The 23,201-nt window shown below is 38.3% G+C and carries 19 protein-coding genes; 11 read left to right on the forward strand and 8 right to left on the reverse strand.

Annotation, left to right across the window (positions count from 1 at the left end; genetic code table 11):
• Window positions 1–60 precede the first annotated feature (60 nt).
• From H4J70_RS02200 to fadA, 7 genes are all read left to right on the forward strand, one after another.
• Complete coding sequence (locus H4J70_RS02200) at window positions 61–744, forward strand: ABC transporter ATP-binding protein (RefSeq protein WP_182214687.1); 684 nt, start codon at window positions 61–63, stop codon at window positions 742–744.
• On the forward strand, window positions 729–1,700 hold the full coding sequence (locus H4J70_RS02205; RefSeq protein ID WP_182250563.1) for an HlyD family secretion protein: 972 nt from the start codon (window positions 729–731) through the stop codon (window positions 1,698–1,700). Before H4J70_RS02200 ends, H4J70_RS02205 begins: the two co-directional genes overlap by 16 nt.
• A complete protein-coding gene (locus tag H4J70_RS02210; RefSeq protein WP_182250564.1) occupies window positions 1,693–2,850 on the forward strand; it encodes an HlyD family efflux transporter periplasmic adaptor subunit in 1,158 nt (385 codons plus the stop codon). The genes H4J70_RS02205 and H4J70_RS02210 overlap by 8 nt, the downstream gene beginning before the upstream one ends.
• The gene (locus H4J70_RS02215; RefSeq protein WP_182214682.1) at window positions 2,847–4,058 is read left to right on the forward strand and encodes an efflux RND transporter periplasmic adaptor subunit; all 1,212 of its coding nucleotides are present in this window, start codon (window positions 2,847–2,849) and stop codon (window positions 4,056–4,058) included. The genes H4J70_RS02210 and H4J70_RS02215 overlap by 4 nt, the downstream gene beginning before the upstream one ends.
• The gene (locus H4J70_RS02220) at window positions 4,058–5,293 is read left to right on the forward strand and encodes an ABC transporter permease (protein ID WP_182214680.1); all 1,236 of its coding nucleotides are present in this window, start codon (window positions 4,058–4,060) and stop codon (window positions 5,291–5,293) included. Before H4J70_RS02215 ends, H4J70_RS02220 begins: the two co-directional genes overlap by 1 nt.
• Before the next feature lie 420 nt (window positions 5,294–5,713).
• The gene (gene fadB / locus H4J70_RS02225) at window positions 5,714–7,882 is read left to right on the forward strand and encodes a fatty acid oxidation complex subunit alpha FadB (RefSeq protein WP_182214679.1); all 2,169 of its coding nucleotides are present in this window, start codon (window positions 5,714–5,716) and stop codon (window positions 7,880–7,882) included.
• 15 nt (window positions 7,883–7,897) lie between these two features.
• Window positions 7,898–9,061, forward strand: a complete 1,164-nt coding sequence (gene fadA, locus H4J70_RS02230; RefSeq protein ID WP_182250565.1) for an acetyl-CoA C-acyltransferase FadA — start codon at window positions 7,898–7,900, stop codon at window positions 9,059–9,061.
• Window positions 9,062–9,507: 446 nt separating this feature from the next.
• Here the strand turns inward: fadA and H4J70_RS02235 are convergent, their stop codons facing one another.
• The 4 genes from H4J70_RS02235 to H4J70_RS02250 all read right to left on the reverse strand — a co-directional run bounded on the left by H4J70_RS02235 (window position 9,508) and on the right by H4J70_RS02250 (window position 13,674).
• Window positions 9,508–10,047 carry a GNAT family N-acetyltransferase gene (locus tag H4J70_RS02235; protein WP_182214677.1) on the reverse strand — a complete coding sequence of 180 codons (540 nt, stop codon included), beginning with the start codon at window positions 10,045–10,047 and terminating at the stop codon, window positions 9,508–9,510.
• A 2-nt stretch (window positions 10,048–10,049) separates the two neighbouring features.
• Window positions 10,050–10,970 carry a manganese-dependent inorganic pyrophosphatase gene (locus H4J70_RS02240; RefSeq protein ID WP_182176428.1) on the reverse strand — a complete coding sequence of 307 codons (921 nt, stop codon included), beginning with the start codon at window positions 10,968–10,970 and terminating at the stop codon, window positions 10,050–10,052.
• A 152-nt stretch (window positions 10,971–11,122) separates the two neighbouring features.
• The gene (chrA, locus tag H4J70_RS02245; protein WP_182214675.1) at window positions 11,123–12,313 is read right to left on the reverse strand and encodes a chromate efflux transporter; all 1,191 of its coding nucleotides are present in this window, start codon (window positions 12,311–12,313) and stop codon (window positions 11,123–11,125) included.
• A 392-nt stretch (window positions 12,314–12,705) separates the two neighbouring features.
• Window positions 12,706–13,674 carry a class 1 fructose-bisphosphatase gene (locus H4J70_RS02250; protein WP_182243118.1) on the reverse strand — a complete coding sequence of 323 codons (969 nt, stop codon included), beginning with the start codon at window positions 13,672–13,674 and terminating at the stop codon, window positions 12,706–12,708.
• Between the two features lie 222 nt (window positions 13,675–13,896).
• Between H4J70_RS02250 and H4J70_RS02255 the strand changes: the two genes are divergently transcribed.
• Window positions 13,897–16,329, forward strand: a complete 2,433-nt coding sequence (locus H4J70_RS02255; protein WP_182250566.1) for a zinc-dependent metalloprotease — start codon at window positions 13,897–13,899, stop codon at window positions 16,327–16,329.
• Between the two features lie 69 nt (window positions 16,330–16,398).
• Here H4J70_RS02255 and H4J70_RS02260 read toward each other — a convergent pair whose 3' ends face one another.
• From H4J70_RS02260 to H4J70_RS02270, 3 genes are all read right to left on the reverse strand, one after another.
• On the reverse strand, window positions 16,399–17,508 hold the full coding sequence (locus H4J70_RS02260; RefSeq protein WP_220470355.1) for a M28 family metallopeptidase: 1,110 nt from the start codon (window positions 17,506–17,508) through the stop codon (window positions 16,399–16,401).
• Window positions 17,509–17,656: 148 nt separating this feature from the next.
• On the reverse strand, window positions 17,657–18,418 hold the full coding sequence (locus H4J70_RS02265; RefSeq protein ID WP_182244183.1) for an ABC transporter substrate-binding protein: 762 nt from the start codon (window positions 18,416–18,418) through the stop codon (window positions 17,657–17,659).
• Window positions 18,419–18,636: 218 nt separating this feature from the next.
• A complete protein-coding gene (locus H4J70_RS02270; protein WP_182214669.1) occupies window positions 18,637–19,533 on the reverse strand; it encodes a DMT family transporter in 897 nt (298 codons plus the stop codon).
• 197 nt (window positions 19,534–19,730) lie between these two features.
• Here H4J70_RS02270 and H4J70_RS02275 point away from each other — a divergent pair, with 197 nt between their 5' ends.
• Genes H4J70_RS02275 through elbB form a run of 3 tightly spaced genes read left to right on the forward strand, consistent with a single transcriptional unit; the run spans window position 19,731 to window position 23,033 of the window.
• Window positions 19,731–21,179: a PLP-dependent aminotransferase family protein gene (locus tag H4J70_RS02275; protein ID WP_182221204.1), complete on the forward strand. Its 1,449-nt coding sequence runs from the start codon at window positions 19,731–19,733 to the stop codon at window positions 21,177–21,179.
• Window positions 21,176–22,378, forward strand: a complete 1,203-nt coding sequence (locus H4J70_RS02280; RefSeq protein WP_182243124.1) for a multidrug effflux MFS transporter — start codon at window positions 21,176–21,178, stop codon at window positions 22,376–22,378. The genes H4J70_RS02275 and H4J70_RS02280 overlap by 4 nt, the downstream gene beginning before the upstream one ends.
• 1 nt (window position 22,379) lies before the next feature.
• Complete coding sequence (gene elbB, locus H4J70_RS02285) at window positions 22,380–23,033, forward strand: isoprenoid biosynthesis glyoxalase ElbB (RefSeq protein WP_182244182.1); 654 nt, start codon at window positions 22,380–22,382, stop codon at window positions 23,031–23,033.
• 2 nt (window positions 23,034–23,035) lie between these two features.
• Here the strand turns inward: elbB and H4J70_RS02290 are convergent, their stop codons facing one another.
• A complete protein-coding gene (locus tag H4J70_RS02290; RefSeq protein WP_182243128.1) occupies window positions 23,036–23,191 on the reverse strand; it encodes an oxidoreductase-like domain-containing protein in 156 nt (51 codons plus the stop codon).
• Window positions 23,192–23,201: the final 10 nt, after the last annotated feature.

Genomic DNA, 23,201 nt, shown 5'->3' on the forward strand with positions numbered 1-23,201 from the left:
TTTATTTGTTAGATAAAAGTAATGGCATCAACAGGGATTAATTTTTATGGAGCGTAATAAGTGATCAAAATCGATAACATCAGTCGAATTTATGGTGAAGGTGAAACTCAAGTCATAGCCTTAAATAATGTTTCTTTAACCATTGAAAACAATGAATTCGTTGCGATAATGGGCACTTCGGGTTCAGGAAAATCAACCTTAATGAGTATCTTAGGTTGTCTCGATACACCGACTTCTGGTGAATACTTATTATCTGGTGAGTCAATAAAAAATATTGATGACGAAAGCCTTTCTAAGATCCGCAATCGTAAAATAGGTTTTATCTTTCAAACCTTTCATTTACTACCTCGTTTAACTGCCCTTGATAATGTTATTTTACCACTACGTTACAGTAATGCCGATCAAGAAGACGCCAAAAAACGTGGTATGGAAATGCTTGATAAAGTAGGTTTATCTTCGCGTTGGCACCATAAACCCTTTGAAATGTCTGGTGGGCAACGTCAACGTGTTGCTATTGCTCGGGCGCTAGTAAATCGTCCAGAAGTGATTTTTGCAGATGAACCGACCGGTAACCTAGATTCTAAAACCTCTTATGAAATTATGGATTTACTCTGTGAGTTACATAATCAAGGACAAACTATTGTTATGGTGACTCACGAAGAAGATATTGCTGCGTATGCTGACAGAATGATCCGCATGAAAGACGGTAATATCATTGAGGACCGATTATGTATCAAAAACTAATATTATCAATCGCTATACTTGCTGTTAGCGGCTTCTCCTTAGCCGAAGGTCAAACTCCCTTGATTTTATCCGGTCAAATTAAAGCCAGCGACAATCAAACGTTTTACTCACCTAAAACAGATAGTTGGAATGTTCAAGTGCAATGGTTACTACCAGAAGGTGATATAGCTGAAGAAGGCGATCTAGTTGTCGTCTTTGACAGTGGCTCAATTCAAAGTCAAATAGAACAAGAAAAAGTAAGTTTGATTGCCGCGAATGAAGAGTTATTTCGTTTGACTAGTAGCGCTAAGCAATCACTTTTAGAAGCGACTTACGGACAAAAGAGAACGGCTTTATTACTTGATAAAGCACGAATTGATGCCGGTATTGCTGTTGTTCATTTAAGTGAATATGATTATCAGAAAAACCAACTTCAGCTTGAAAAAGCGGTTGTTGCTAATGCGAAATCACTCGAAAATTTAAAGCAAGTCAAGGTCGCTAATCAGGTTGCCGTGACTAAGCAAAAAATTACGATTGTAAAGCATCAGGATAAATTGCAATACAATGAGTACAAACTCAAGCAGATGAGTGGCTATGCCGAGCGAAGTGGTCCGGTACTTTATGGGATCCATCCTTGGAGTGGTGAAAAAGTATTTGTCGGTATGACGGCGCAACCTTCTTGGGAAATTGCAAAAATTCCTTCGGTAAATGGCTTATATATTGAAGCTTGGGTACATGAAGTTGACTATAAAAATATGCGTGTGGATAGCGTTGTCGATTTTAAGCTAGATGCTTTTCCACAATATAACCTTGTAGCTACATTAACCGAAATATCGAGCCAACCCGAAGAACGTAAAGAATGGGGCAACGATGTTTATTATCGCGCTGTGTTTTCTTTTACGCTTGATGAAGCCTTAACGTTATTACCGGGCATGAGCGCTCAATTAGAATTTACAGGAGTAAGCCCAAGTGAATAAATATTTTGCAATCATGTTGTTAGTATTGCTTTGTGCTTGTGAAAAAGCACCTAGCGAAACCGTGAAGTTAGAACAAGTGCGTCTAATTGTTACCGCGAGTGGAGAATTAGAGTCAAAACAAACGGCAATGATAGCACCACCGTCAGTTTCTGGTATGTGGCAGTATCAAATTAAGCAGCTAACACCGGAGAATACCCGTGTAAAAAAAGGCGAAGTGATCGTTGCCTTTGACAGTAAAAAGGTGGTGGATAGGTTGGTTGATAAACAAGCTGACTTAGACCGGGCGCAAAAAGAATTAGAAAATAAGAAAATTAAGGAAGAAGAATCAGAGCAAGAACTTATTCTCAGTATTGCTGAAAAGAAAATGCAATATGAAAAAGCGGAGCGTAAAGCCGATATTATTGATAACAGTCGCGCTGAAAATGATCGTAAAAAGTCTGTGATTGATTTTACTATTGCCGAAAATGATTTGTTTCTTGCGAAAGAGCGACTTATCTTTCATAAAAACAATAAAGCACTTAATTTAAAGTTAGCTAAAGGAAAAGTAAACCGTTTAACCGCAGAGGTAAATGATTTTAAAAGTGACATTGAGCGTTTGAAAGTTAAAGCACCGATTGATGGTATGGTTATCTACCGAGCTAATTGGCAAGGAGAAAAACCAGCGGTGGGTGAGAGTATTCAATTTGGCCAACCGGTTGTTGAACTTGCTGTTATTGAACAGATGCAATTAAAAGCACAAATTGCTGAACCTGACAGTGGTAAAATCAAACTTAATCAAAAAGTTAAAATTATGATTGATGGTACTCAAGAAATTGTTTTACAAGGTAGTATTGTTGAACTAGGACGTGTTTTTCGTGATAAGTCATCACAAGATAAACGCCGTGTTTTCGATGCAATCATTGCTTTTGAACAACCTAAAGGTACGGTGATACGTCCAGGCATGACGGCGCGTATTGAGGTTGTTACCGCCATGATTGATAACGCGTTAACTTTGCCATCGCAGGCGGTTAAGTTAGAAAATGGCCAAGGGAGTGTTCGAATCACCGGTCTTTTTTCGGATCATGAAGAAACCATTGAGGTTGCTCATATAGTCGGAGATAAAGTGGTCATTAAAAGTGGCCTATCACAAGGAGATATAGTGGCTTTATGAAATATTCACAACAATCAATAATGAAAAAATCTTTTATCGTTAGTTTATTATCTATTGCAATAACCGCTTGTTCTGGGCAAGAAAACGCTCCCTTGTTATATGAGGTGACCAAACAAGACTTTATCGTTAATGTCCCGGCAAAAGGCGAACTGTTTGCAGCAAAAGCCACGGTAATAAATGCGCCAATGAGTCGACAAGGACCACAAAACATTTCATGGTTAGCACCAGAATTTTCACACGTTAAAAAAGGTGATGTTATTGCCCGCTTTGACGGTGAAGCGATGGAAATTCAAAGTAAAGATAGACAAAGTGAATTGTCGATCACCGAACAAGAAATTATTGAAAAAACTGGCATGCTTACTCAAGCACTTAACTCAATTAACAAAGATATTGGCGTGGTAGGTCAAGAGAAAAATTTTGCAGAAAATTTTTCAATCAATGATGATCAAATACGTTCGAAATTAGACATCCTTGATTCATTACAAAACACCCAGTACTTAGGGTCTAAAGAAGAATATCTTTATTGGAAAAATGATAGTTTTAGTAGCAGTTCAGCGGGAGATATGGGCTTGCTGGAAATGAAGCAAGCGCAAAGCAAAAGTAAATTAAAACAGTTAAGTGAAGGCCTAGCAAAACTTGAAGTTAAAGCACCGCACGATGGCTTACTTGCTTATAAAGCTAATTGGCGCGGAGAAAAACCACGTGAAGGCCAGTCATTATGGCCGGGGCAAAAAATTGCCGAGTTACCTGATATCAGTAACATGAAAGTTAAGTTATTCGTTTTAGAAAGTGAGGCGGTAAATTTAGCCGTAGATAAATCGGTAATCTTCTTTTTAAATGCTTATGCGGATAAACCGTTTAAAGGAAAAGTTGAGACAGTTGCCCCGTTTCCTACCTCGATAAAGCGTGGTGATCCACAAAAATATTTTGAAGTTATTGTTATTTTAGCCGAGCAAAATAGTGAGCTATTTGTACCCGGAAGAAAGTTAGAAGCTAATATTGAAATTATCGCCACCCGCCAAAAAATTATTATTCCGTTGCAAAGTGTTTTTGTCGAAGCAAAGCAGACGTTTGTCTACTTGTATAAAAATGGCGACTACACTTCATTACCCGTTACCTTAGGGCAGGCGAGTTTAAGCCATGTTGAAGTTTTATCAGGGCTTAAAGTAGGTCAGAAAATAGCATTAACCGACAAGGAGCATAGTTAATGAAATATTTAGCGATTTTTTTGGATACTTTTTCCGAGCTTGCTCAACATAAGTTACGCACGTTGTTAACTTTACTCGGCATGATTTTTGGCGTTGGTGCGGTTATCGCGATGCTTAATATTGGTGAAGGTGCAGAAGCTGAAGCGATGAAAATGATCGACTCGATGGGCTTACATAATTTAATCATTGAAGGGAAAGTTTTTGAAGAAAAAGAACTACAAGAACAACGTAAACACTCTCCGGGTTTAAGTATCAGAGACGGTGAGATTAGTGCGCGTTCATTACCTTTTGTTACTGCCTTTAGCGCGCAAAAACTTATCGATACTTACAGTATTTTCAGTGGTGAAGGGAAAAGTGATGGTGAAGCAACAGGGGTGAGTGCTAGCTTTTTTGCATTGTCTAAATTCCATGTAGCACAAGGGCGTTTACTCAACGACAGTGACGATAAAAACTTTTCTCAGGTGGCACTGCTGGGTTCATCAACCGCAAAACAGCTTTTTCCAAAAGGCAATGCCATCGGTCAAAATATTAAAATTAATCACCTCTGGTTTAAGGTGGTTGGCGTATTACAAGCGCCATTTTTAAAGAAACAAGAGTTTCAAGGCATAAAGCTCGGTGGTGACCAACGTCAGGTGTTTATTCCATTAAAAACCGCAATACATAAATTTGCTAGTAAAAAGCTAGCGAGTGAAGTCACCAGTATTAAACTTAAGCTTGATGAGAGTGTTGATCCTATTAGTGCAGCGCAAGCCGTGAGTCATTTGCTTAATCGTCGTCATAATGAAGTCGATGATTATAACTTAGTTATTCCTGCCGCATTATTGGCCCAGCAAAAACAAACACAGCAAATATTTAATATTGTCATGTCATGTGTTGCCGGTATTTCTTTATTAGTGGGCGGAATTGGTATTATGAATATAATGCTTGCTACTGTATTAGAGCGCACCAAAGAAATTGGCTTGTTGCGTGCGGTTGGTGCAACACAAAAAGATATTCGCTTACAGTTTATTGCTGAGAGTTTTACTATTTCAATTATGGGTGGCATCTTGGGGGTGTTTTTTGGGATTATGCTCTCAGAGCTTATCGCACTTTATTCTGAATGGGCGGTGTCATGGTCAACAAGTGCCATTATCTTGTCTTTTAGTATTTGTGCTTTAGTCGGTTTAACCTTTGGTGTTTATCCAGCCATTAAAGCGTCCAAGCTTGACCCTATTGATGCCTTACAAAGTGACTAGTTAAGATAACCTATTCCCCCCGTTATTATAACTTAAAGCGTCATTAGTATTTGATGACGCTTTGCTCTTTATTTTTATCTGAAGGTTATCGCCGCTTTTTAGTCGAGAGTGCTAGCGGCGAATGTTAAATTTAGTTTATCGATTTATTTATCTAGCACGGGCTTTTAGGATTAATCTTAGTCTCTTGTGTCTATCGTCTTTTAGGCCCTATTAATCGGCTTATACCGCGAGCTATTCTTTCTGTCTTAGTTAAAAAACCATAGATTAATACACCTAATTAAAACACCTGTTTAAAAAATTTGCATTTATTTTTCTTTCAAGGCACACTCAATCGTCTATTATTATAAAAACTGATCAGTTAAATTATCATTTAATTGAGTTCAGACCCTATTTTTATCCCACTAAACGAGGAAACTAGGCATGTTATTTCAAGGTCAAAACCTTTCTGCCGAATTACTGAATGACGGCATTGTTGAATTTAAATTCGATGCACAAGGCTCAGTGAATAAGTTTGATCAGCAAACTTTTAAAGAATATATCGAAGTGGTTGCTGCTATTAACAATTGTGCAGATGCTAAAGGCGTACTTGTAACGTCTGGAAAATCTAACTTTATTGTTGGTGCAGACATCACTGAATTTTTAACAATGTTTAAACTTCCTGAAGCGGAACTTATCCCTTGGATCAAAGGCGGCTCAGACGTTTTTGATTCATTTGAAGACATTAAGCTACCAACAATTGTTGCACTTAATGGTTTTGCTTTAGGGGGCGGTTGTGAAATGAGCTTAGCTTGTGACTACCGTATTGCTGATACAACATGTTCGATAGGTTTACCTGAAGTTAAATTAGGCCTGATTCCTGGTTTCGGTGGCACAGTGCGCTTACCAAGAATTATTGGCGCTGATAATGCTGTTGAGTGGATGTCTACGGGTAAAGCGTTTAAGCCTGAACAAGCAATGGCTGTTGGTTTACTTGACGCGGTCGTTGCGCCAGAGCATTTACGCGAAGCCGCTATTAACATGCTTAAACAAGCAATGTCTGGTAAGTTAAATTGGCAAGCTAAACGTCAACAGAAACTTGAAGCGTTAAAGCTTAGCCCTGTTGAATCAATTATGACCTTTAATACCTGTAAAGGTATGATTGCCGCTAAAGCCGGTAAACATTACCCTGCACCTATGATGATGGTAAAAACTATCGAAGCTGCTGCTTTACTCGGTAGAACAGAAGCCATGCTTATTGAGAATACAAACTTTGCTAAGCTTGCTAAAACTGATGCGGCTACGGCGCAAATTGGTTTGTTTATGGCAGATCAAGTAGTTAAAGGCAAAGCAAAAAAAGCCGCTAAAATGGCGACTAAACAAGTGAATAAAGCCGCTGTCTTAGGCGCGGGTATTATGGGCGGTGGTATTGCTTATCAGTCTGCTTATAAAGGCACGCCAATCATTATGAAAGACATTAATGATGCAGCACTTGATTTAGGCTTAAATACTGCTGCTGGCATTTTAACCAAGCAAGTTGAACGCGGTCGTATGAATATTAAGACTATGGCTGGCGTGTTAAATAACATCACACCAACCCTTAGCTACGATAGTGTTAAAGATGTTGATATCGTGGTTGAAGCGGTAGTCGAAAACCCTAAAGTAAAAGGTATGGTCCTTGCTGAAGTAGAAAGCTTTCTTTCTGAAGATGCCATTTTAACCTCTAACACCTCAACGATTTCTATCGATTTGTTAGCGCAAAGTGTAAAACGTCCAGAAAACTTCTGTGGTATGCATTTCTTTAACCCGGTAAACAAAATGCCATTGGTTGAAGTTATTCGTGGTAAAGCAACTTCTGAAGAAACCGTTGCGGCTGTTGTTGCTTACGCGGCTAAAATGGGTAAATCACCGATTGTTGTTAACGATTGTCCTGGCTTTTATATTAACCGTGTTTTATTCCCATACTTTGCTGGCTTTAGCCAATTAATGCTTGAAGGTGTTGATTTTGCTGCTGTTGATAAAATCATGGAAAAACAATTTGGTTGGCCAATGGGCCCAGCATACTTACTTGATGTGGTGGGTGTTGATACCGCTGATCATTGTACGGGTGTTATGTCATCTGGCTTCCCAACGCGTATGGCAAAAATTGATAATGACCCAGTAAGCACTCTATACAGTAATAAACGTCTTGGTCAGAAAAATGGCAAAGGCTTTTATGATTACGGTCAAGACAAGCGTGGTCGTCCAACAAAAGTAGCTTCAGCTGATGCTTACGCATTGTTTGAAAGTACCTGTGCAGACAAAAAAGAATTTAGTAGTGAAGACATTATTGCTCGCTTAATGATCCCTATGGTCAATGAAGTGGTGCGTTGTTTAGAAGAAGGTGTTGTTGATACTGCCGCTGAAGCTGATATGGGCTTAATTTACGGTATTGGTTTTCCACCGTTTAGAGGTGGTGCAATTCGTTATTTAGAAACGTTAGGTTTAACTAACTTTATTGCCATGGCTGATAAGTATGCGCATTTAGGTGAAATTTATCAGGTAACTGATGGATTACGCGAAATGGCTAAATCAGGTAAATCTTATTTCAACACCGACGTAAAAACAGCATAAGCTAAGGAGAAGAACATGAAAGAAGTAGTCATTGTAGATTGTATTCGTACACCAATGGGACGCTCTAGAGCTGGCGTTTTTCGTAACGTTCGTGCTGAAGGTTTATCAGCGCATTTAATGCAGCAACTATTAGTGCGTAACCCTAATTTAGATCCTTCATTAATTGAAGACATTATCTGGGGCAACGTTAAGCAAACTAAAGAGCAAGGTTTTAACATTGCGCGTAATGCACAGTTGTTAACAGACATTCCAAAAACAGTTGGCGCGGTAACAGTTAACCGTTTATGTGGTTCATCAATGCAAGCTTTGCATGATGCAACAACTAACATCATGTGTGGCCAAGGTGATGTATTCATCGTTGGTGGTGTTGAGCACATGGGACATGTTCCTATGATGTATGATGTAGACTTTGATCCGGCCTTGAGTAAATATATTTCTCGTGCGGCTGGCAATATGGGTTTAACCGCTGAGTTACTCGGTAAGCAGTTCGGTATTACCCGTGAACAACAAGACGCTTTTGCGGCACGTTCACACAGAAAAGCTTATGAAGCACAACTTGCTGGTCGTTGGGACAATGAAATTGTTGCCACTCAAGGACACGATGCAATGGGCGCGTTAACCTTAGTTGAACATGATGAAGTTATTCGTCCTGAAACAACGATTGAAACGCTTGCCGGTTTACGCCCAGTGTTTGATCCAGTTAACGGTACAGTAACAGCCGGTACTTCTTCAGCTTTGTCTGATGGTGCATCAGCAATGTTAGTGATGTCAGCTGATCGTGCAAAAGAGCTTGGTTTAACCGCTCGTGCGCGTATTCGTGGTATGGCTGTTGCAGGTTGTGATCCGTCTACTATGGGCTTTGGTCCTGTTCCAGCAACGAAAAAAGCATTGAAACGTGCAGGTTTATCTTTAGCTGATATCGAACTAGCTGAATTTAACGAAGCCTTTGCGGCGCAAGCCTTATCGTGTGTTAAATCTCTAGGCTTAGAAGACCGTGCTGAAGATATGATTAACTTAAACGGTGGCGCTATCGCCTTAGGTCATCCATTAGGGTGTTCTGGCTCGCGTATCACGGGTACTTTATTGAACCTAATGGAAGGTCAAGACGTCAGCATAGGTTTAGCGACTATGTGTATCGGTTTAGGACAAGGTATTGCAACGGTAATTGAACGCGTTTAATTGTAAAATTTAACGGCATATTATCAAGATAAAAAAAACTCACTTCGGTGAGTTTTTTTATCGCTGTTTTGAAGAGGATCTCGACAAAATCGTACTTTATCTGTGCTAATTACTCAGTGCATAAATTAATTGATTATAAAGGGAAGATACAGAAAATGATGGGGGACGATTGCTTACAATATTAACGAATTAACGAATTAACGGGACCATACTTGGTCAGAAACGATTAAAGTTGAGTTAGATATCTCAACGTATAGTCGTTGTTATCGGTTTTATGATGATCAACCCATTAAAATTATGCCTTTAGCTAAGGTATTAGCATATAAAAATTATCAGATAAATCAACAGAATATACTCAGGTTTATTCGAGTAAGAACAGGCTATTTAAAAATACCCTTTCAGGAAAAGACATAAGCTCGGTGACTGCTAATGTAGAACATTAACCGTTAGGTATTTTGAAGCTGATAGTAAGCGACGGTACATTCAAATAATGGGTCAACATGAAGATATGTTTTAAGATATGACATACCTATTTTTTTCATTACACCTATTGAAGCTAGATTGTTTTCGTCGGCAATGGCGCTAAATTTTTCGTATTCAGGATTCATGGCTAAAGCATTTTTAATATGTTGAGCCGCTTCACTGGCAAAACCTTTGCCCCATGATGTTTGAAAAAATCGCCAACCGAGCTCTAGGTTATTAAACTCAGGTAAGGCAGAGAAAAAATTCATCGGCCGCACAAGCACCCAGCCAATATATTGATCAGTTTCAGTGATATTAACTTGCCACAATCCCCAACCTTTAGTTGGACTTAGGTATTTTTGCATACGAGGCAATAACACATTTGTAATGGTCTCGCGAGACGACGGATTACCATCACTGATAAAACGCATCACTTCTGGGTCTTGGTCAAGTTGATACAATAACTCTGCATCGTCAGCAGACATTAATTTGTAGCTTAGTCGTGCAGAGTTATTGATTTTCATTTTTAAGCTAACGAATCTTGGAGAGGTGGAACAACTTGTTTTTTACGACTCAATACGCCGTCTAACCATACTTTACCGTCAACAAGTGGTTTGCCATAAGCTTTTTCTGTTAAATCAGCATTGTCGCTAATAACTAACATTTCAGAGCCTTCTTTCATAATGTCTGTCAGTAATAATAAAACCGTGTGTCGGCTACCTTCGGCTTTTAATTTTGCAATGTCAGCAAATAATTCAAGCTTCATATCATCAAAGATGGCGAGGTCAAGTACTTCCAACTGACCGATACCTACTAAGTTGCCATGCATGTTAAAGTCTTTAAAATCACGTAAGACTAGGTCACGTATAGGTGTACCTAATACGGCAGATTTTACTTCAAACATCTCCATACCCAAGGCTTTTGCGTCGCTAATGCCTGCAATTTCAGCTAATGCTTCAACACATTTTATATCAGCAGTGGTACAGGTGGGTGATTTAAAAATAACCGTATCAGACAAAATAGCGCACATCATTGCACCAGCAATATTTTTTGGAATTTCTACATCATAGAAATCGTACATCATTTTAATGATGGTATTGGTACAGCCAACAGGACGAACCCAAATTTCTAATGGGGTAGAGGTAGTAATATCGCCTAATTTATGATGATCAATAATACCTAATATTGTTGCTTCATCGATATCATCGGGTCCTTGAATACGGTCGGAATGGTCAACAATATAGATACCTTCGCCAGCAAAACTTGTTTTTAATTCAGGTTGCTCAAAACCAAACTTGTCTAAAATAAATAAAGTTTCTGGTGAAAGCTCCCCTAAACGGGCTGGGACGGTTTCTTCACCTAGCGTGGTTTTTAAATAGGAAAGGGCGATAGCTGAACAGATTGAATCTGAATCAGGTGTTTTGTGTCCAACAGCGTAATTAGGCATAAGTTTCTCGTATTAGCGTTTATATTGAGGCTATATTTTAAATTGGCGATATTTTAGCAAACAAACCATGGCGGTGAAAAGTTAAAGCTCACATTATCGGCACTAAATCATATCAATAGCACTAAGGCGCTTATTACTCTGCGATAACCGACTTAGTAGAATTGCGTTAATAAACCAACGCCAACAAATGTCACCACTAAAACAATAATAGGCAGTTTGACTATCCGTAATAAATAAAAACCAATAAGCACAGAAAATAAGTCAAATAGTGAACTAACAGCACTAGTAAAAATAGGGTGATAAAGCGCAGAAAATAATAGACCAACCACAGCGGCATTTACCGCCATAATCGCACCGGCGACTTTGGGCTTTGTTGCTAATGATTGCCAAGTACTTTCAAAGGTGAGTACCAATAAAAATCCAGGTAAAAATATTGCTAAGGTTGCGACTGTCGCTCCTATTAAAGGGGCTTGTGGAAATAGCTCTGCACCCAGAAAAGTCGCTAGGGTAAACATTGGGCCAGGAACTGCTTGCGCTGCGGCATAACCGGTAAGAAAAACATCGTTCGATAACGCTTCACCAATTGTTTGTTGTAATAGTGGCAAGACAACGTGTCCGCCACCAAAGACCATACTGCCCGCTTGAAAAAACTGATTGAATAAGACCATGATATCGGCTGTGTTAATCGGTGCTCCAACTACGGTTGCTAGTGGTAAAGCAAAGAGGATGATTAAGAACAACATCAATGGCAGTATTTTAAACTGTCTTGAGGTTAGAGCTGAAGGTTGGGTGACTTCAGTGGTAACTGATTTTAACGATGGATTAACAAAAAAACCAAAGCTTGCTGCGATAGTCAGTATGAAAATTTGCATCGTTAAACTCGGTAAAGTGATTAAAGCAATCGCTGTTATAACCGCAATAAGTCTGTGGGTGTAATTATTACAGAAACTTTTAAACATAGTTAAACAAGCGTCAGCCACTACAACCACAGCCAGTAATTTCAAACCACTTATAACATGAAAAACCCAAGGTTGTTCAGCACCGCTAATATTAGTGGCGAGTAAATAGATAAGAATAAATGACGGTAAGGTAAAACCGATAAATGCGGCAATGCCGCCAGGCAGTCCAGCTTGTCTCAATCCAATAGCAAAACCTAATTGACTAGAGCCAGGACCCGGTAAAAATTGGCTTAACGAGATTAAATTTGCATAACTTGTTTGATCTAACCACTTTAGTTTATCGACAAATGTTTTTTGGAAATAGCCAATATGTGCGGCAGGTCCACCAAAACTGATACAACCTAAAAAAAGAAAACGCCAAAATACTTCAAATAGTTTTTTCATAAAAATGTCGTTAAAAGCCAGTCAATTATATTAACTATTATATCGTAAAACTATGAAGGGAATATTAAATTTAACGGTAAAAAAGCTCAATGAATGGAGCTTTTTTACCGACATAAGAAAAATGTTAGTGACATGTAATAAGCTAAACAGGCTTCATCTTGGTTTTTAGAAACCTGTTAATTGGACTTATACACGTTGATACATGCTAATTTTCGATTATTTGTAATAAGCTAAACAGGCTTCTACTTCATTTTTCGAGCCCTGTTAATTGGACTTCGACATGTTGATGCATGCTAATTTTTGATTATTTGTAATAAGCTAAACAGGCTTCATCTTTGTTTTTAGAAACCTGTTAATTGGACTTATACACGTTGATACATGCTAATTTTCGATTATTTGTAATAAGCTAGACACGCTTCTACTTCATTTTTCGAGCCCATAATTACTTCGACACGCTGATGAATGCTGTTCGGCTCCATATCCATAATGCGTCCTTCACTGGTCATTGCCAGTCCACCCGCTTGTTCAATGAGAAAACTCATTGGATTCGCTTCATACATTAAGCGTAGCTTGTGTGGTTGTTGCGGGTTTTTACTATCTTGTGGATAAGTAAAAATACCACCACGTGTTAATACACGATGAATGTCACCAACCATAGCGGCAATCCAACGCATATTGAAATTTTTGCCACGAGGGCCGGTATCACCTGCAAGTAAATCACTGATGTAATTCTGCATAGGCGCTTGCCAAAAACGTTGATTTGACATGTTAACAGCAAATTCTTGTGTGTCCGCAGGCACTTGAACATTACGTTCAACTAATAAAAAACCACCATGAGTACGGTCAAGTACATAAAAATGGGTACCGCTACCCGTAGTCATTACCAACATAGTTGACGGACCATATAAGACATAACCCGCACAAAGTTGTTTGTTACCCGCTTGCTTAAACATGTCTGGATCACTAGCATCCATATCACTTGGTGCTTGATGAATAGAGAAAATTGTGCCAATTAATGAGTTGATTTCGATATTAGAGCTGCCATCAAGTGGATCGAAAGAAACCAGATACTTGCCATTTTTTTCACCTGCAACAGAGCTATCTTCTTCTTCAGAAGAAATCGCTTTAACAAAGCCAGACTCTAATAAAATATCTTTAAGTAATTCATTTGCAACAACATCTAATTCTTTCTGAACTTCACCTTGAATATTTTCATCCAAAGTTGAACCCATCAAATCACTTAAGTGACCTTGGCTAACACGAAATGAAATTTCTTTAGTTGCCGCTAAAATCGTTTTGATCAGCGAAATTAAATCGAGTGGAACATTATCTTGACGTAAAGCTGGTGCTAGTCGTTGCATCGGGTTACCTAATTGATTTAGAGTAAGACTCTTAAAAATTGAGTCATAAAATTGTTGGTTATTTAATGTCGTAAAATAATAATAGCAGCTACATATTACATTATTTTACGATTAGAGGTGACGATGAAAGCTATCACCTCACCTGTAAGGCTAATGATAACAAAAATAATGGAATGACTTGAATATATATTTATAGAACCAAAAATCAAATAGGGAAAAACGATGAAACTGACGCTAGGTGTCTTTTTAATATTTATTTGTAGTACCTTTTCAATAGCCGCGCTCAGCGAAGAAATTCTTAGTTATAATGACTTTGTTAAAGATAAAGATCACCAGCAAGGCTATTTTTCTTTTTTTCATGATAAAAAAAAGGGCAATGTTTATTTAGAGGTCCAGCAATTTGAACAAGACTTTTTATTTCAAAGCGGTTTACCTCAAGGAGTCGGTTCTAATGATATTGGACTTGATAGAGGCCAGTTAGGTGATACCCGTCTAGTACGCTTTGAAAAAGTAGGAGAGAAGGTCTTTCTCCGCCAACTTAATACTTATTATCGAGCGGATACTGAAAACAACTTAGAAAAAAAAGCCGTTAGCGAGGCATTTGCCAGCTCTATTATTTGGGGGTTTAAAGTTGCCAAAGAAAGTAAGGACGGTAAAAAAGTATTAATTGATTATACACCCTTTCTTTTATCTGATATTCATCAATTATCAAGTAAACTTAAACAACGTCAACAAGGTAACTTCAAAATTGATGAAAGCCGAAGTGGTATCTATATAAAACGCAGCAAGGCCTTTCCTAATAATACTGAGCTTGAAGCAACAGTGACTTACCAAGGAACTGATGCAGGTAAATACTTACGCTCAGTAACGCCAGACTCAACCGCTGTTACAGTGAACTTACATCATTCGCTGATTAAATTACCTGACGATAAATACCAAGCACGTACTTTTCATCCTTACAGTGGCTTTTGGTCAAATAGTTATGCCGATTACGCCAGTGCTATCGACCAACCGTTAATTCAGCGTAATATTCCACGTCATCGCTTAAACAAAAAAGATAGAAATCTTGAGGTCAGCGAAGCAATTGAACCTATTATCTATTATTTAGATGCCGGCGTACCTGAACCTATAAAAAGTGCTTTACTTGATGGCGCTCGTTGGTGGGACCAAGCATTTTCAGCCATCGGTTATAAAAATGCTTTTCAGGTAAAAATGTTACCAGCCGATGCAGACCCTATGGATGTTCGTTATAACGTTATTCAATGGGTACATCGAGCGACAAGAGGTTGGTCTTATGGTTCATCAGTGATAGACCCAAGAACAGGAGAAATATTAAAGGGGCATGTAACATTGGGCTCTCTACGTGTTCGTCAAGATTATCTCATTGCTTTGGGCTTAACATCTCCTTTTAAGTCATCTATAACAGACACTTCACCAATGAAAGAAATGGCTTTAGCACGCATTCGTCAATTGTCGGCTCATGAAGTTGGGCACACTTTAGGTATCGCGCATAATTTTGCCGCAAGTGCTAATAATCGCGCTTCAGTAATGGATTATCCTCACCCGTTAATTACCTTGAAAAATGGTGAAATTGATTTATCAAATGCCTACGCTACAGATATTGGTCGCTGGGACAAATCAGTTATTGCTTATGGTTATGCTAATATAACGGCTGATAAAGAAGCCGAGTACTTAGCGAAAGTTATAGCAAGCGCGCAACAAGCAGATTTGCTGTATATGTCAGACTCAGATGCGCGCTCTTCTTCGAGTGCACATAGTCGCGCACATTTGTGGGACAACGGAGTAGATGCCGCCGATGAGCTTAATAGAGTCTTAAAAATACGTGAAAAAGCGCTAACAGACTTTGGTTTAAATAGTATTCCTCTAGGGCGACCTTTGTCAGAAATTGAAGAGGTTTTGGTGCCCATCTATAATTTTCATCGTTTTCAAGTTACCGCCGCAGCAAAATTAATTTCAGGTATAGACTATCGCTATCAACTGCGAGAAGAAAATGTTCTAAAGCCATTGGAGGTAGTCTCAGGTAAACAGCAGCGAAAAGCGCTGCAGGTTTTATTAGCCACTCTAGATACAAAAATATTAACCTTGCCAGAACACATAGTGAAACTTATTCCACCAAAAGCTTATGGTTATTATCGTAATCGCGAAAGTTTTGCTGGTAATACGGGGCTTACTTTTGATCCGGTTTCTGCTGCGCAGGCTAGTGCTAAACACACGGTGTCTTTGCTTTTAAATGAACAACGTTTAGCACGTTTACAGCAACAGTCAGTAATGGATAAGCGTATTTTGAGTGTGCAAGAATTGATTAACGCTTTAATAGAACAGTCAATTAAAGTACCGGCTGAAAAGGGCTTGGCTTTGTTGGTTCAACAGCGGGTCAATCAACAAGTTATTGAGCATTTATTAGCACTTTGGCATAACAAAAATTTAGTAACAGAGGTGCGTGCAGAAGTTTATATGGCTTTACTTAATATAAATGAATGGTTAAATGATAATTATGACTCTAAAAAGTACAAGCGCTTAGCTGCTCAGTTTATGTTGTTAGCAGCGCAGATTACCCATAGTCTTGAGCAAGGAAAACTTGTTCATCCTGCTGCTAGTATCACTATGCCGCCGGGTTCACCTATTGGTAGTTAATTATTGAAGTGTGGGTGGCTTGAGTCTTAATAAAACCGCCCACACCTTTAAAATATTATTTTTATTTTTTTACTTTGACGGTAAATATTTATCAGGATCAGCTAATAATTCAATTAGCACCTCAACATTATTATTAAGCTGCTGCTTAACACGTCCCGGAAATATTTCATCAAGTTTATCTAAACGGTCAAATTGAGTATGCCAAATATTTCCCCAGTTTTTCTCGGCTTTATTATCACAAGCTGTTGAAGTCTTTTTATCATAACAAGTCCACAATTTTTTTGCGGTTGATTGAGAGTAACCATCAAAGCCATTCTGGCCATTAATTGAAAAGTTGGTTGATTCTACATACGCAATAGGAATACCAGCACAGGCAAAACTAGCATGATCAGACCAAGAGCCAGTTACACCTTCAGGATAGCCTTCATAGTCAGGATGAATAACATACTTGTTTTGTTCGCCTAACACCTTAATTGATGCCTTGAGTAAGGCATTTCGCATAAAAGTGTCGCTGTTATAAGTTTCATTTTTACAATTATCATAAGCTTGTGTATGCGCACTATGTACATAAACCTTATCGCCACCTGCTATGGTGTCAAAATTAATCATCGCTGCGATATTATCTAATTTGTTATGGGTTAATAAGTCGTTGACGTAATAGTTTGAACCTTGCAAACCAATTTCTTCTGCGCCAAAGGCAATAAAGCGAATACTATAATTATTTGGCATTTTTGTGGTCAATGCTTGGGCTATCGCTAACATTGCCGCAACACCTGCGCCGTTATCTGTGGCGCCCATTGACCCCGTTTTCATTGCCGTTGAATCATAATGTGCGCCAAGTATGATGGTTGGCTTTGTTACGTCACCAAATTCAGCAATAATGTTCTTTGATTCACCGACCATTTTTCTACTGTTATAGGAAAAATTTTGCTCGGTAACTCGATAACCAAACTTTTCAAATTTAGTTTTAATATAGCGGGCTGTTTGCTGTTCTTTTATCGTTCCAGCTTCGCGAGCACCTATACCTTCGGTGGGTGAAACAAGTTCTTTAAGATAGGTATAAGCAGCAGTTTCATTGTTATCTTTTTTGGCTTGTTCGCTTGATAACGAGCAAGATGTTACGAGCAATAAAGAGCTAGAAAGCAAACAAGGTAGCACTGAGCGATGGAAATATTTCATATTACCCTTAAATTTTAAGACGAGATAAAGCGGATTATTTTAAGGTAATAGGATAATGGAGTCACTTGTTATTAACAACTACGCGCGATAATAAATGCGCAACAACTAACCTTATAAAGTACTTAGTTATAAATTAAGTCGATGAGCATTATATATAAGCTTTTATAATACTTTCGAGACTACCATCTATTTTTAATCGTTGAATGGCATCATTGATTTGGGGTAAAAGATATTTTAGCTCTTTTCTTAGTCTAATTTTTAAGTAACCATCAGAATGGACGGGGCCTAAAATAATGGGTACTGATAATATTTTTGCCCAATATTGTGCTGGTTTATCACCACTAATAGCAAAGGTGATCCTTTTTCTAAAAAGTGCTTTTATTAACTCTTTTTCTGAAGGGTAATCTAGGCGATTAAATAAATTATCATTGTGATAATAGTAACCTCGAACGGTACCTATATCTTGGTCGGTTAATTGTTGATCTTCCCCTAAGTTTTCAGGAATAACGGTACCGGCCAAATAGATAATATGCTCTTTAATTGGGATCACGCTATCGCTAAAGACATAGTCGTCAGACTGTTGCTCTTTAGATAACCAATCAGGATTAATTAAATCAAAATCAACGAGACCATTTTTCAATGATAAATTGGTGCGTTTTGGCGGTAAAATTATTTCCTTACCACTTATATTGGCAGTGGCGAGTATTATGGCTACGGCGTCAACGACGATGCCACGTTTTTCACCGGTATTAATATAATAGGGATACCAAGCATTTGAGCCAGAAGGGTCAAACTTTAACGTTACTATGGGTAAATAATGATTATTATTTATTTTTTGGCAAGCGGCACTCGTCGTCAAAAGTAACGATAGCGCTAGTATTAACAATTGACCCCATGAGTTATTTAACATCTTGCCCCTAATTAATGATTTTATAAAAATTAATCACTCTAAAAAGAGTAGCATCTCAATAAAATTATGCCTTTATTTTAACTCGATTTTTATTGAAAATAACAGCGTCACTTAGCGTTTTTATACGCTGCTTATGTTATTACCTATAAATTACTTGGTAAAGTCATTTTGGGTTAACAAGCTGATTTAACATAAATATATTTAAAAGTAGGATACTTTTATGGTGTTATTATTATATTTTTCTTTTTTGGTTTAGTTAACACAACAATATTCCCGGCGACAATAATTAATAAGCCAATGACAGTATAAATATTCCAGCTAAAACCTTCAAATATCGTTGAGATAACGACGGCAACAGCAGGGAACATCACGCTTGCATATGAGGCCTTATGGGCTCCGATGTTATTTAAAAGTGTTAAGTAACTGGCAAATGCAATAATAGAACCGAAAACCGATAGGTAAATCAGCGAACTAATATAGGGTAAGGTATATGAAAAACTAAATGATTTTCCTTGTATTAATAGCAATATAGTCATAAATATTGAGCCATAAAACATACCCCAAGCATTGGCTTGCATCATAGGTAAATTCATAAGTTTATTTTTCATTGAGACCATATTGCCCGTTGATGCGAACAATGTTCCAACGAAGCAAAGTGATAAACCTAGTAATGTTTCTGCGCCTAACTCGGTATCGTTAATTTGTGGCCAGAATAAAACCACAATGCCGGTTAAACCTAGAAAAGCGCCTAGATAAGTTTGTTGAGTAATTTTAGTGTTAAACCAAATGCGGGCATTGACCACATTGAAAAACATAATCATTGAAAAAGCGATTGAGGCAAGCGCAGAATTTATATGCTGTTGAGCTGAATATAAAAAATAGTAATTACAGCCAAATAACATCAAACCAAAGAACAGAAATTGTAGATGCTGTTTTTTGTTAAAGGCAAGTGAGAGCTTTTTAAAACGACAATAAGCAAATAGCAGAAGTGCTGCTAAGCCAAAACGATAAACAATAGATGCTTCGGCGGGAACATCACCTAATTGATAATTAATGGCGATCCAAGTTGTTCCCCAGATAAGTACGGTGATCACATATAATAGTGTGTTGTTCATTATTCTTTCCTGAAAAATTTAAGCGTAATCTTCTCAATTAATTTTGACTAAATCACTGTAACAGCATTTCTTATATGAAGTACTATTTCTTAGGGGCGACTTATTTCTAAAACACTAGTTTATAGATAGTTCTGTTGTGTAACAGATACAAAAAATATAAAATGTAACCTATACAGTTTTTGTTGAGGTGAAATAAAATGCGACTTTTAGATAAATCTTCTTCAGAATTTTTATATCAGCAAGTCATTGACTTTGTTGAAGACCAAGAAAAAAGTGGTGCAATAAGAGCGGGAGACAAGCTACCTAGCCTACGTAAACTCAGTAGACAATTTGAGATAAGTATACCGACAGTAAAACAAGCGTATATTGAACTAGAGCGTCAGGGTAGTATTTCTGCAAGGCCACAATCAGGCTATTATTTAAAAGCTAAGCAAGCACGAACCTTAAAACCTATGCGGTCATTATGGGCAAGTTGTCAGCCCGTTGAAATCTCATGTCGAAGCATAATAGAACAAGTTTATGAAGCTGTTCATTTACCCGATACTGTCGCATTGGGTATTTCTAACCCGGTCAATGCACACCCACCAGATAAAGCCTTAGCACGATTAATGCGTTCGGTATTGAGTAAGAATGCTGAAAAAGCGGTTAGTTACGGACCGGTAAATGGTGATCCAAAACTGCGTTTAAACCTTGCTTTTCGTTATCATGAGCAAGGCGTAGCCATTAATCATGACGATATAATTATCACTAGTGGTGCCCAAGAAGCACTATCAATTGCCTTACAGTGTGTCGCAGAACGTGGTGATATTATCGCTGTAGAATCACCGTGTTTCTTTGGTTTGATTGAATTAATTGAAAGTTTGGGTATGAAAGCTCTGGAAGTTTATACCTGCACTGAAGAGGGGATTTGTGTTGAAGAACTGGCTAAAGTTATTGAGCAACATCCGGTAAAAGCGTGTTTGTTTTCTACCGCTATCTCTAACCCACTTGGCTCTATGATGACTAATCAACAGCGCCAGAATATGGTCAGTTTATTAGAAAAACATGATATTCCACTTATCGAAGATGAAGTTTACAGTGACTTATATTTCAGCAAAGATAGACCAGTACCCGCGCAGCTTTACTCCAAAAAAGGCCTAGTGCTAACGTGCTCATCTTTTTCAAAGACCGCTGCACCAGGTTATCGGGTCGGTTGGCTATTACCAGGCAGATATGAAGAAGCAGCAAAACGTATTAAACGCGCCCAGTCTTGCTCAACACCAATGTTACAGCAATGGACATTAACTGATTATTTGATGAGTGGTGAATATGATCGTCACTTACAAGTGTTAAGAAAAACCTTACGTTATAACTGCGAGCGGATGCGCGCCTTAATCGCTAGTCATTTTCCAAAAGAAGTCTGCATTTCACAGCCACAAGGTGGCAGTGTCTTATGGATACGTTGCCGTTCTCATGTTGATACTAGCCAATTTTTTACTCAGGCTATTGCTAAGGGGGTGAGTTTTGCTCCCGGTGAAATTTTTTCCCCAACCGGGCAATATAAAAATTTTATGCGCATTAGCTATGGGGTGAAATGGTGTGAAAAAATAGACAAAGCGATTGCTGACCTTGGCAAACTTGTTTACGACTATCCGGAAAAATCATGAGAAACCTAAAAGTTAGTGAACAAACAGAGCTTTCATTAAAATTATTGTTACCCTTATTAGCAGCCATTATTGCTATTTCGCCATTGGCAATCGACATGTATTTGCCGGCAATGCCAATACTGGCAGAGCATTTGTCAACTGATATGCCAATGGTACAAAATAGCCTGAGTATATATTTACTAGGCTATGCTTTAGGTCTGTTATTTTTTGGCCCACAAGCGGATAAACACAGCAGAAGAAAATTAGTGATGCTCGGTATCTCAGGTTTTATCGTGATGAGTATAGCGATAACGTTTGTCACGAGTATTGAACAGTTTTTATCCTTACGATTTTTTCAGGCATTTATTAGTAGTGCGGCAACGGTTGTTGTGCCGGGAACAATAAAAGAGCGATATGGCAAAGATACCGCCAAAGGGTTTTCTTATGTATCTATGATTATGATGATAGCGCCTATGATAGCGCCCGCTATTGGCTCAGTGTTACTGCTGCATAGTTGGCAGCTTATATTTTTAAGTTTAGCGGCCTACAGCTTTATTATTTTACTCTTGGTGTATCGATTTTTACCTGAAGTAAAGCGTGAGAAAAATTTAGCACCGGTTAGTTTTCTGCAACGCTATAAAATTGTCTTATCTAATAAAAAGTCACAACTAAATATTGTTACGTCTATGGTTATTTCATTAGCTTTTTTTGCTTATATTACCGCGATCCCTTTTGTCTATCTAACGGTTTTTAAGGTCTCGGAATTTGAATTTAGCCTACTATTTGCCGTTAATGTTTTGGCGTTAATGACCGCCCATTTTATTAATACCCGCTTAGTTAGTCGTAAAGGGTCATTTAAAATGTTGACCTACGGTTTAATCGTTGCGTTATGTTTTTCTTCATTGTTGGTGGTGGTAAACTTTTTGCAGCTACCATTAATGTACACGGCAGTTGCGGTATTGCCGTTGATGGGCAGTTTATCGATGATAGCGGTCAATGCTGATGCACTTATTATGCAAGAATTTACTCGGGAATCAGGTACAGCTAGTGCGGTAATAGGTACTCTTCGCTTTGGCATTGGCGCATTAGCAGGACCAATATTAGCGTATTTTTATGATGGTAGTGCTTTACCATTTGCATTATTGATGTGGTGCTCGATAATAGTTGTTTTATTATGTCAGTTACCTAATATGACAAAGAATATAGGAATAAAGGATTAACATGAAAAAAATAGCGATTATTTTATCTGGCTGTGGCGTTTATGACGGCAGTGAAATACATGAAAGTGTTTTAACGTTATTAGCGATTGAACAGCAAGGAGCAAGCTATCGTTGTTTTGCACCAAACATTAATCAACATCATGTGATTAACCATTTAACTGGCGCGGTTAGTGAAGATGAAACACGTAATGTTTTGGTTGAATCTGCGCGCATTGCCCGTGGTGACATTGAAGACATTACTGAGCTCTATCATGAAGAATTTGATGCGCTAATTTTCCCTGGTGGCTTTGGCGCGGCAAAGAATCTCTGTGGCTTCGCGCTTGATGCAGAAAACTATCAAATAAATGCTGAAGTACTTGTTGCTGCTCAACGCTTTATTAAAGCGGACAAACCGCTTGGCTTTATGTGTATTGCTCCGGCAATGATCCCCCTTATTTACGGTGAGGATGTTCAAGCAACGATTGGTAAAGACCGTGATATCGCAGAGTCGTTAATAAAGCGTGGTTTAGCACACGTTGATTGTGAAGTGGGCGATATTGTTATTGACGGAAAACGAAAACTTGTTTCAACACCGGCCTACATGTTAGCGACATCACTTGTTGAGGCAGCTAGTGGTATTAACAAATTAGTGAAAAAAGTGATTTTACTCAGCTAATATTACTCAGCTTTGGCATCAGTTTGTAATTCGGCTTGTTGTAAACGCCACTTTTCGTATTCACTATAGTAGTGGTCCCATACACAAGGGCAACAAGCGCCGCCGCCGCAACAGTCATCGTCGGCAGGAAGGGAAGGTTCTTTAAGTAATTCAGTCATACACAGTATC

The organism is Colwellia sp. BRX8-9, from assembly GCF_014077245.1.
GTDB lineage: Bacteria > Pseudomonadota > Gammaproteobacteria > Enterobacterales > Alteromonadaceae > Colwellia_A.

Coding starts and splice junctions, on each gene's coding strand:
- H4J70_RS02205 (WP_182250563.1), top strand. CDS start 729: ATGTATCAAAAACTAATATTATCAATCGCTATACTTGCTGTTAGCGGC.
- H4J70_RS02215 (WP_182214682.1), top strand. CDS start 2,847: ATGAAATATTCACAACAATCAATAATGAAAAAATCTTTTATCGTTAGT.
- H4J70_RS02220 (WP_182214680.1), top strand. CDS start 4,058: ATGAAATATTTAGCGATTTTTTTGGATACTTTTTCCGAGCTTGCTCAA.
- fadB (WP_182214679.1), top strand. CDS start 5,714: ATGTTATTTCAAGGTCAAAACCTTTCTGCCGAATTACTGAATGACGGC.
- fadA (WP_182250565.1), top strand. CDS start 7,898: ATGAAAGAAGTAGTCATTGTAGATTGTATTCGTACACCAATGGGACGC.
- H4J70_RS02235 (WP_182214677.1), bottom strand. CDS start 10,047: ATGAAAATCAATAACTCTGCACGACTAAGCTACAAATTAATGTCTGCT.
- H4J70_RS02240 (WP_182176428.1), bottom strand. CDS start 10,970: ATGCCTAATTACGCTGTTGGACACAAAACACCTGATTCAGATTCAATC.
- chrA (WP_182214675.1), bottom strand. CDS start 12,313: ATGAAAAAACTATTTGAAGTATTTTGGCGTTTTCTTTTTTTAGGTTGT.
- H4J70_RS02250 (WP_182243118.1), bottom strand. CDS start 13,674: ATGCAACGACTAGCACCAGCTTTACGTCAAGATAATGTTCCACTCGAT.
- H4J70_RS02255 (WP_182250566.1), top strand. CDS start 13,897: ATGAAACTGACGCTAGGTGTCTTTTTAATATTTATTTGTAGTACCTTT.
- H4J70_RS02260 (WP_220470355.1), bottom strand. CDS start 17,508: ATGAAATATTTCCATCGCTCAGTGCTACCTTGTTTGCTTTCTAGCTCT.
- H4J70_RS02265 (WP_182244183.1), bottom strand. CDS start 18,418: ATGTTAAATAACTCATGGGGTCAATTGTTAATACTAGCGCTATCGTTA.
- H4J70_RS02270 (WP_182214669.1), bottom strand. CDS start 19,533: ATGAACAACACACTATTATATGTGATCACCGTACTTATCTGGGGAACA.
- H4J70_RS02275 (WP_182221204.1), top strand. CDS start 19,731: ATGCGACTTTTAGATAAATCTTCTTCAGAATTTTTATATCAGCAAGTC.
- H4J70_RS02280 (WP_182243124.1), top strand. CDS start 21,176: ATGAGAAACCTAAAAGTTAGTGAACAAACAGAGCTTTCATTAAAATTA.
- elbB (WP_182244182.1), top strand. CDS start 22,380: ATGAAAAAAATAGCGATTATTTTATCTGGCTGTGGCGTTTATGACGGC.
- H4J70_RS02290 (WP_182243128.1), bottom strand. CDS start 23,191: ATGACTGAATTACTTAAAGAACCTTCCCTTCCTGCCGACGATGACTGT.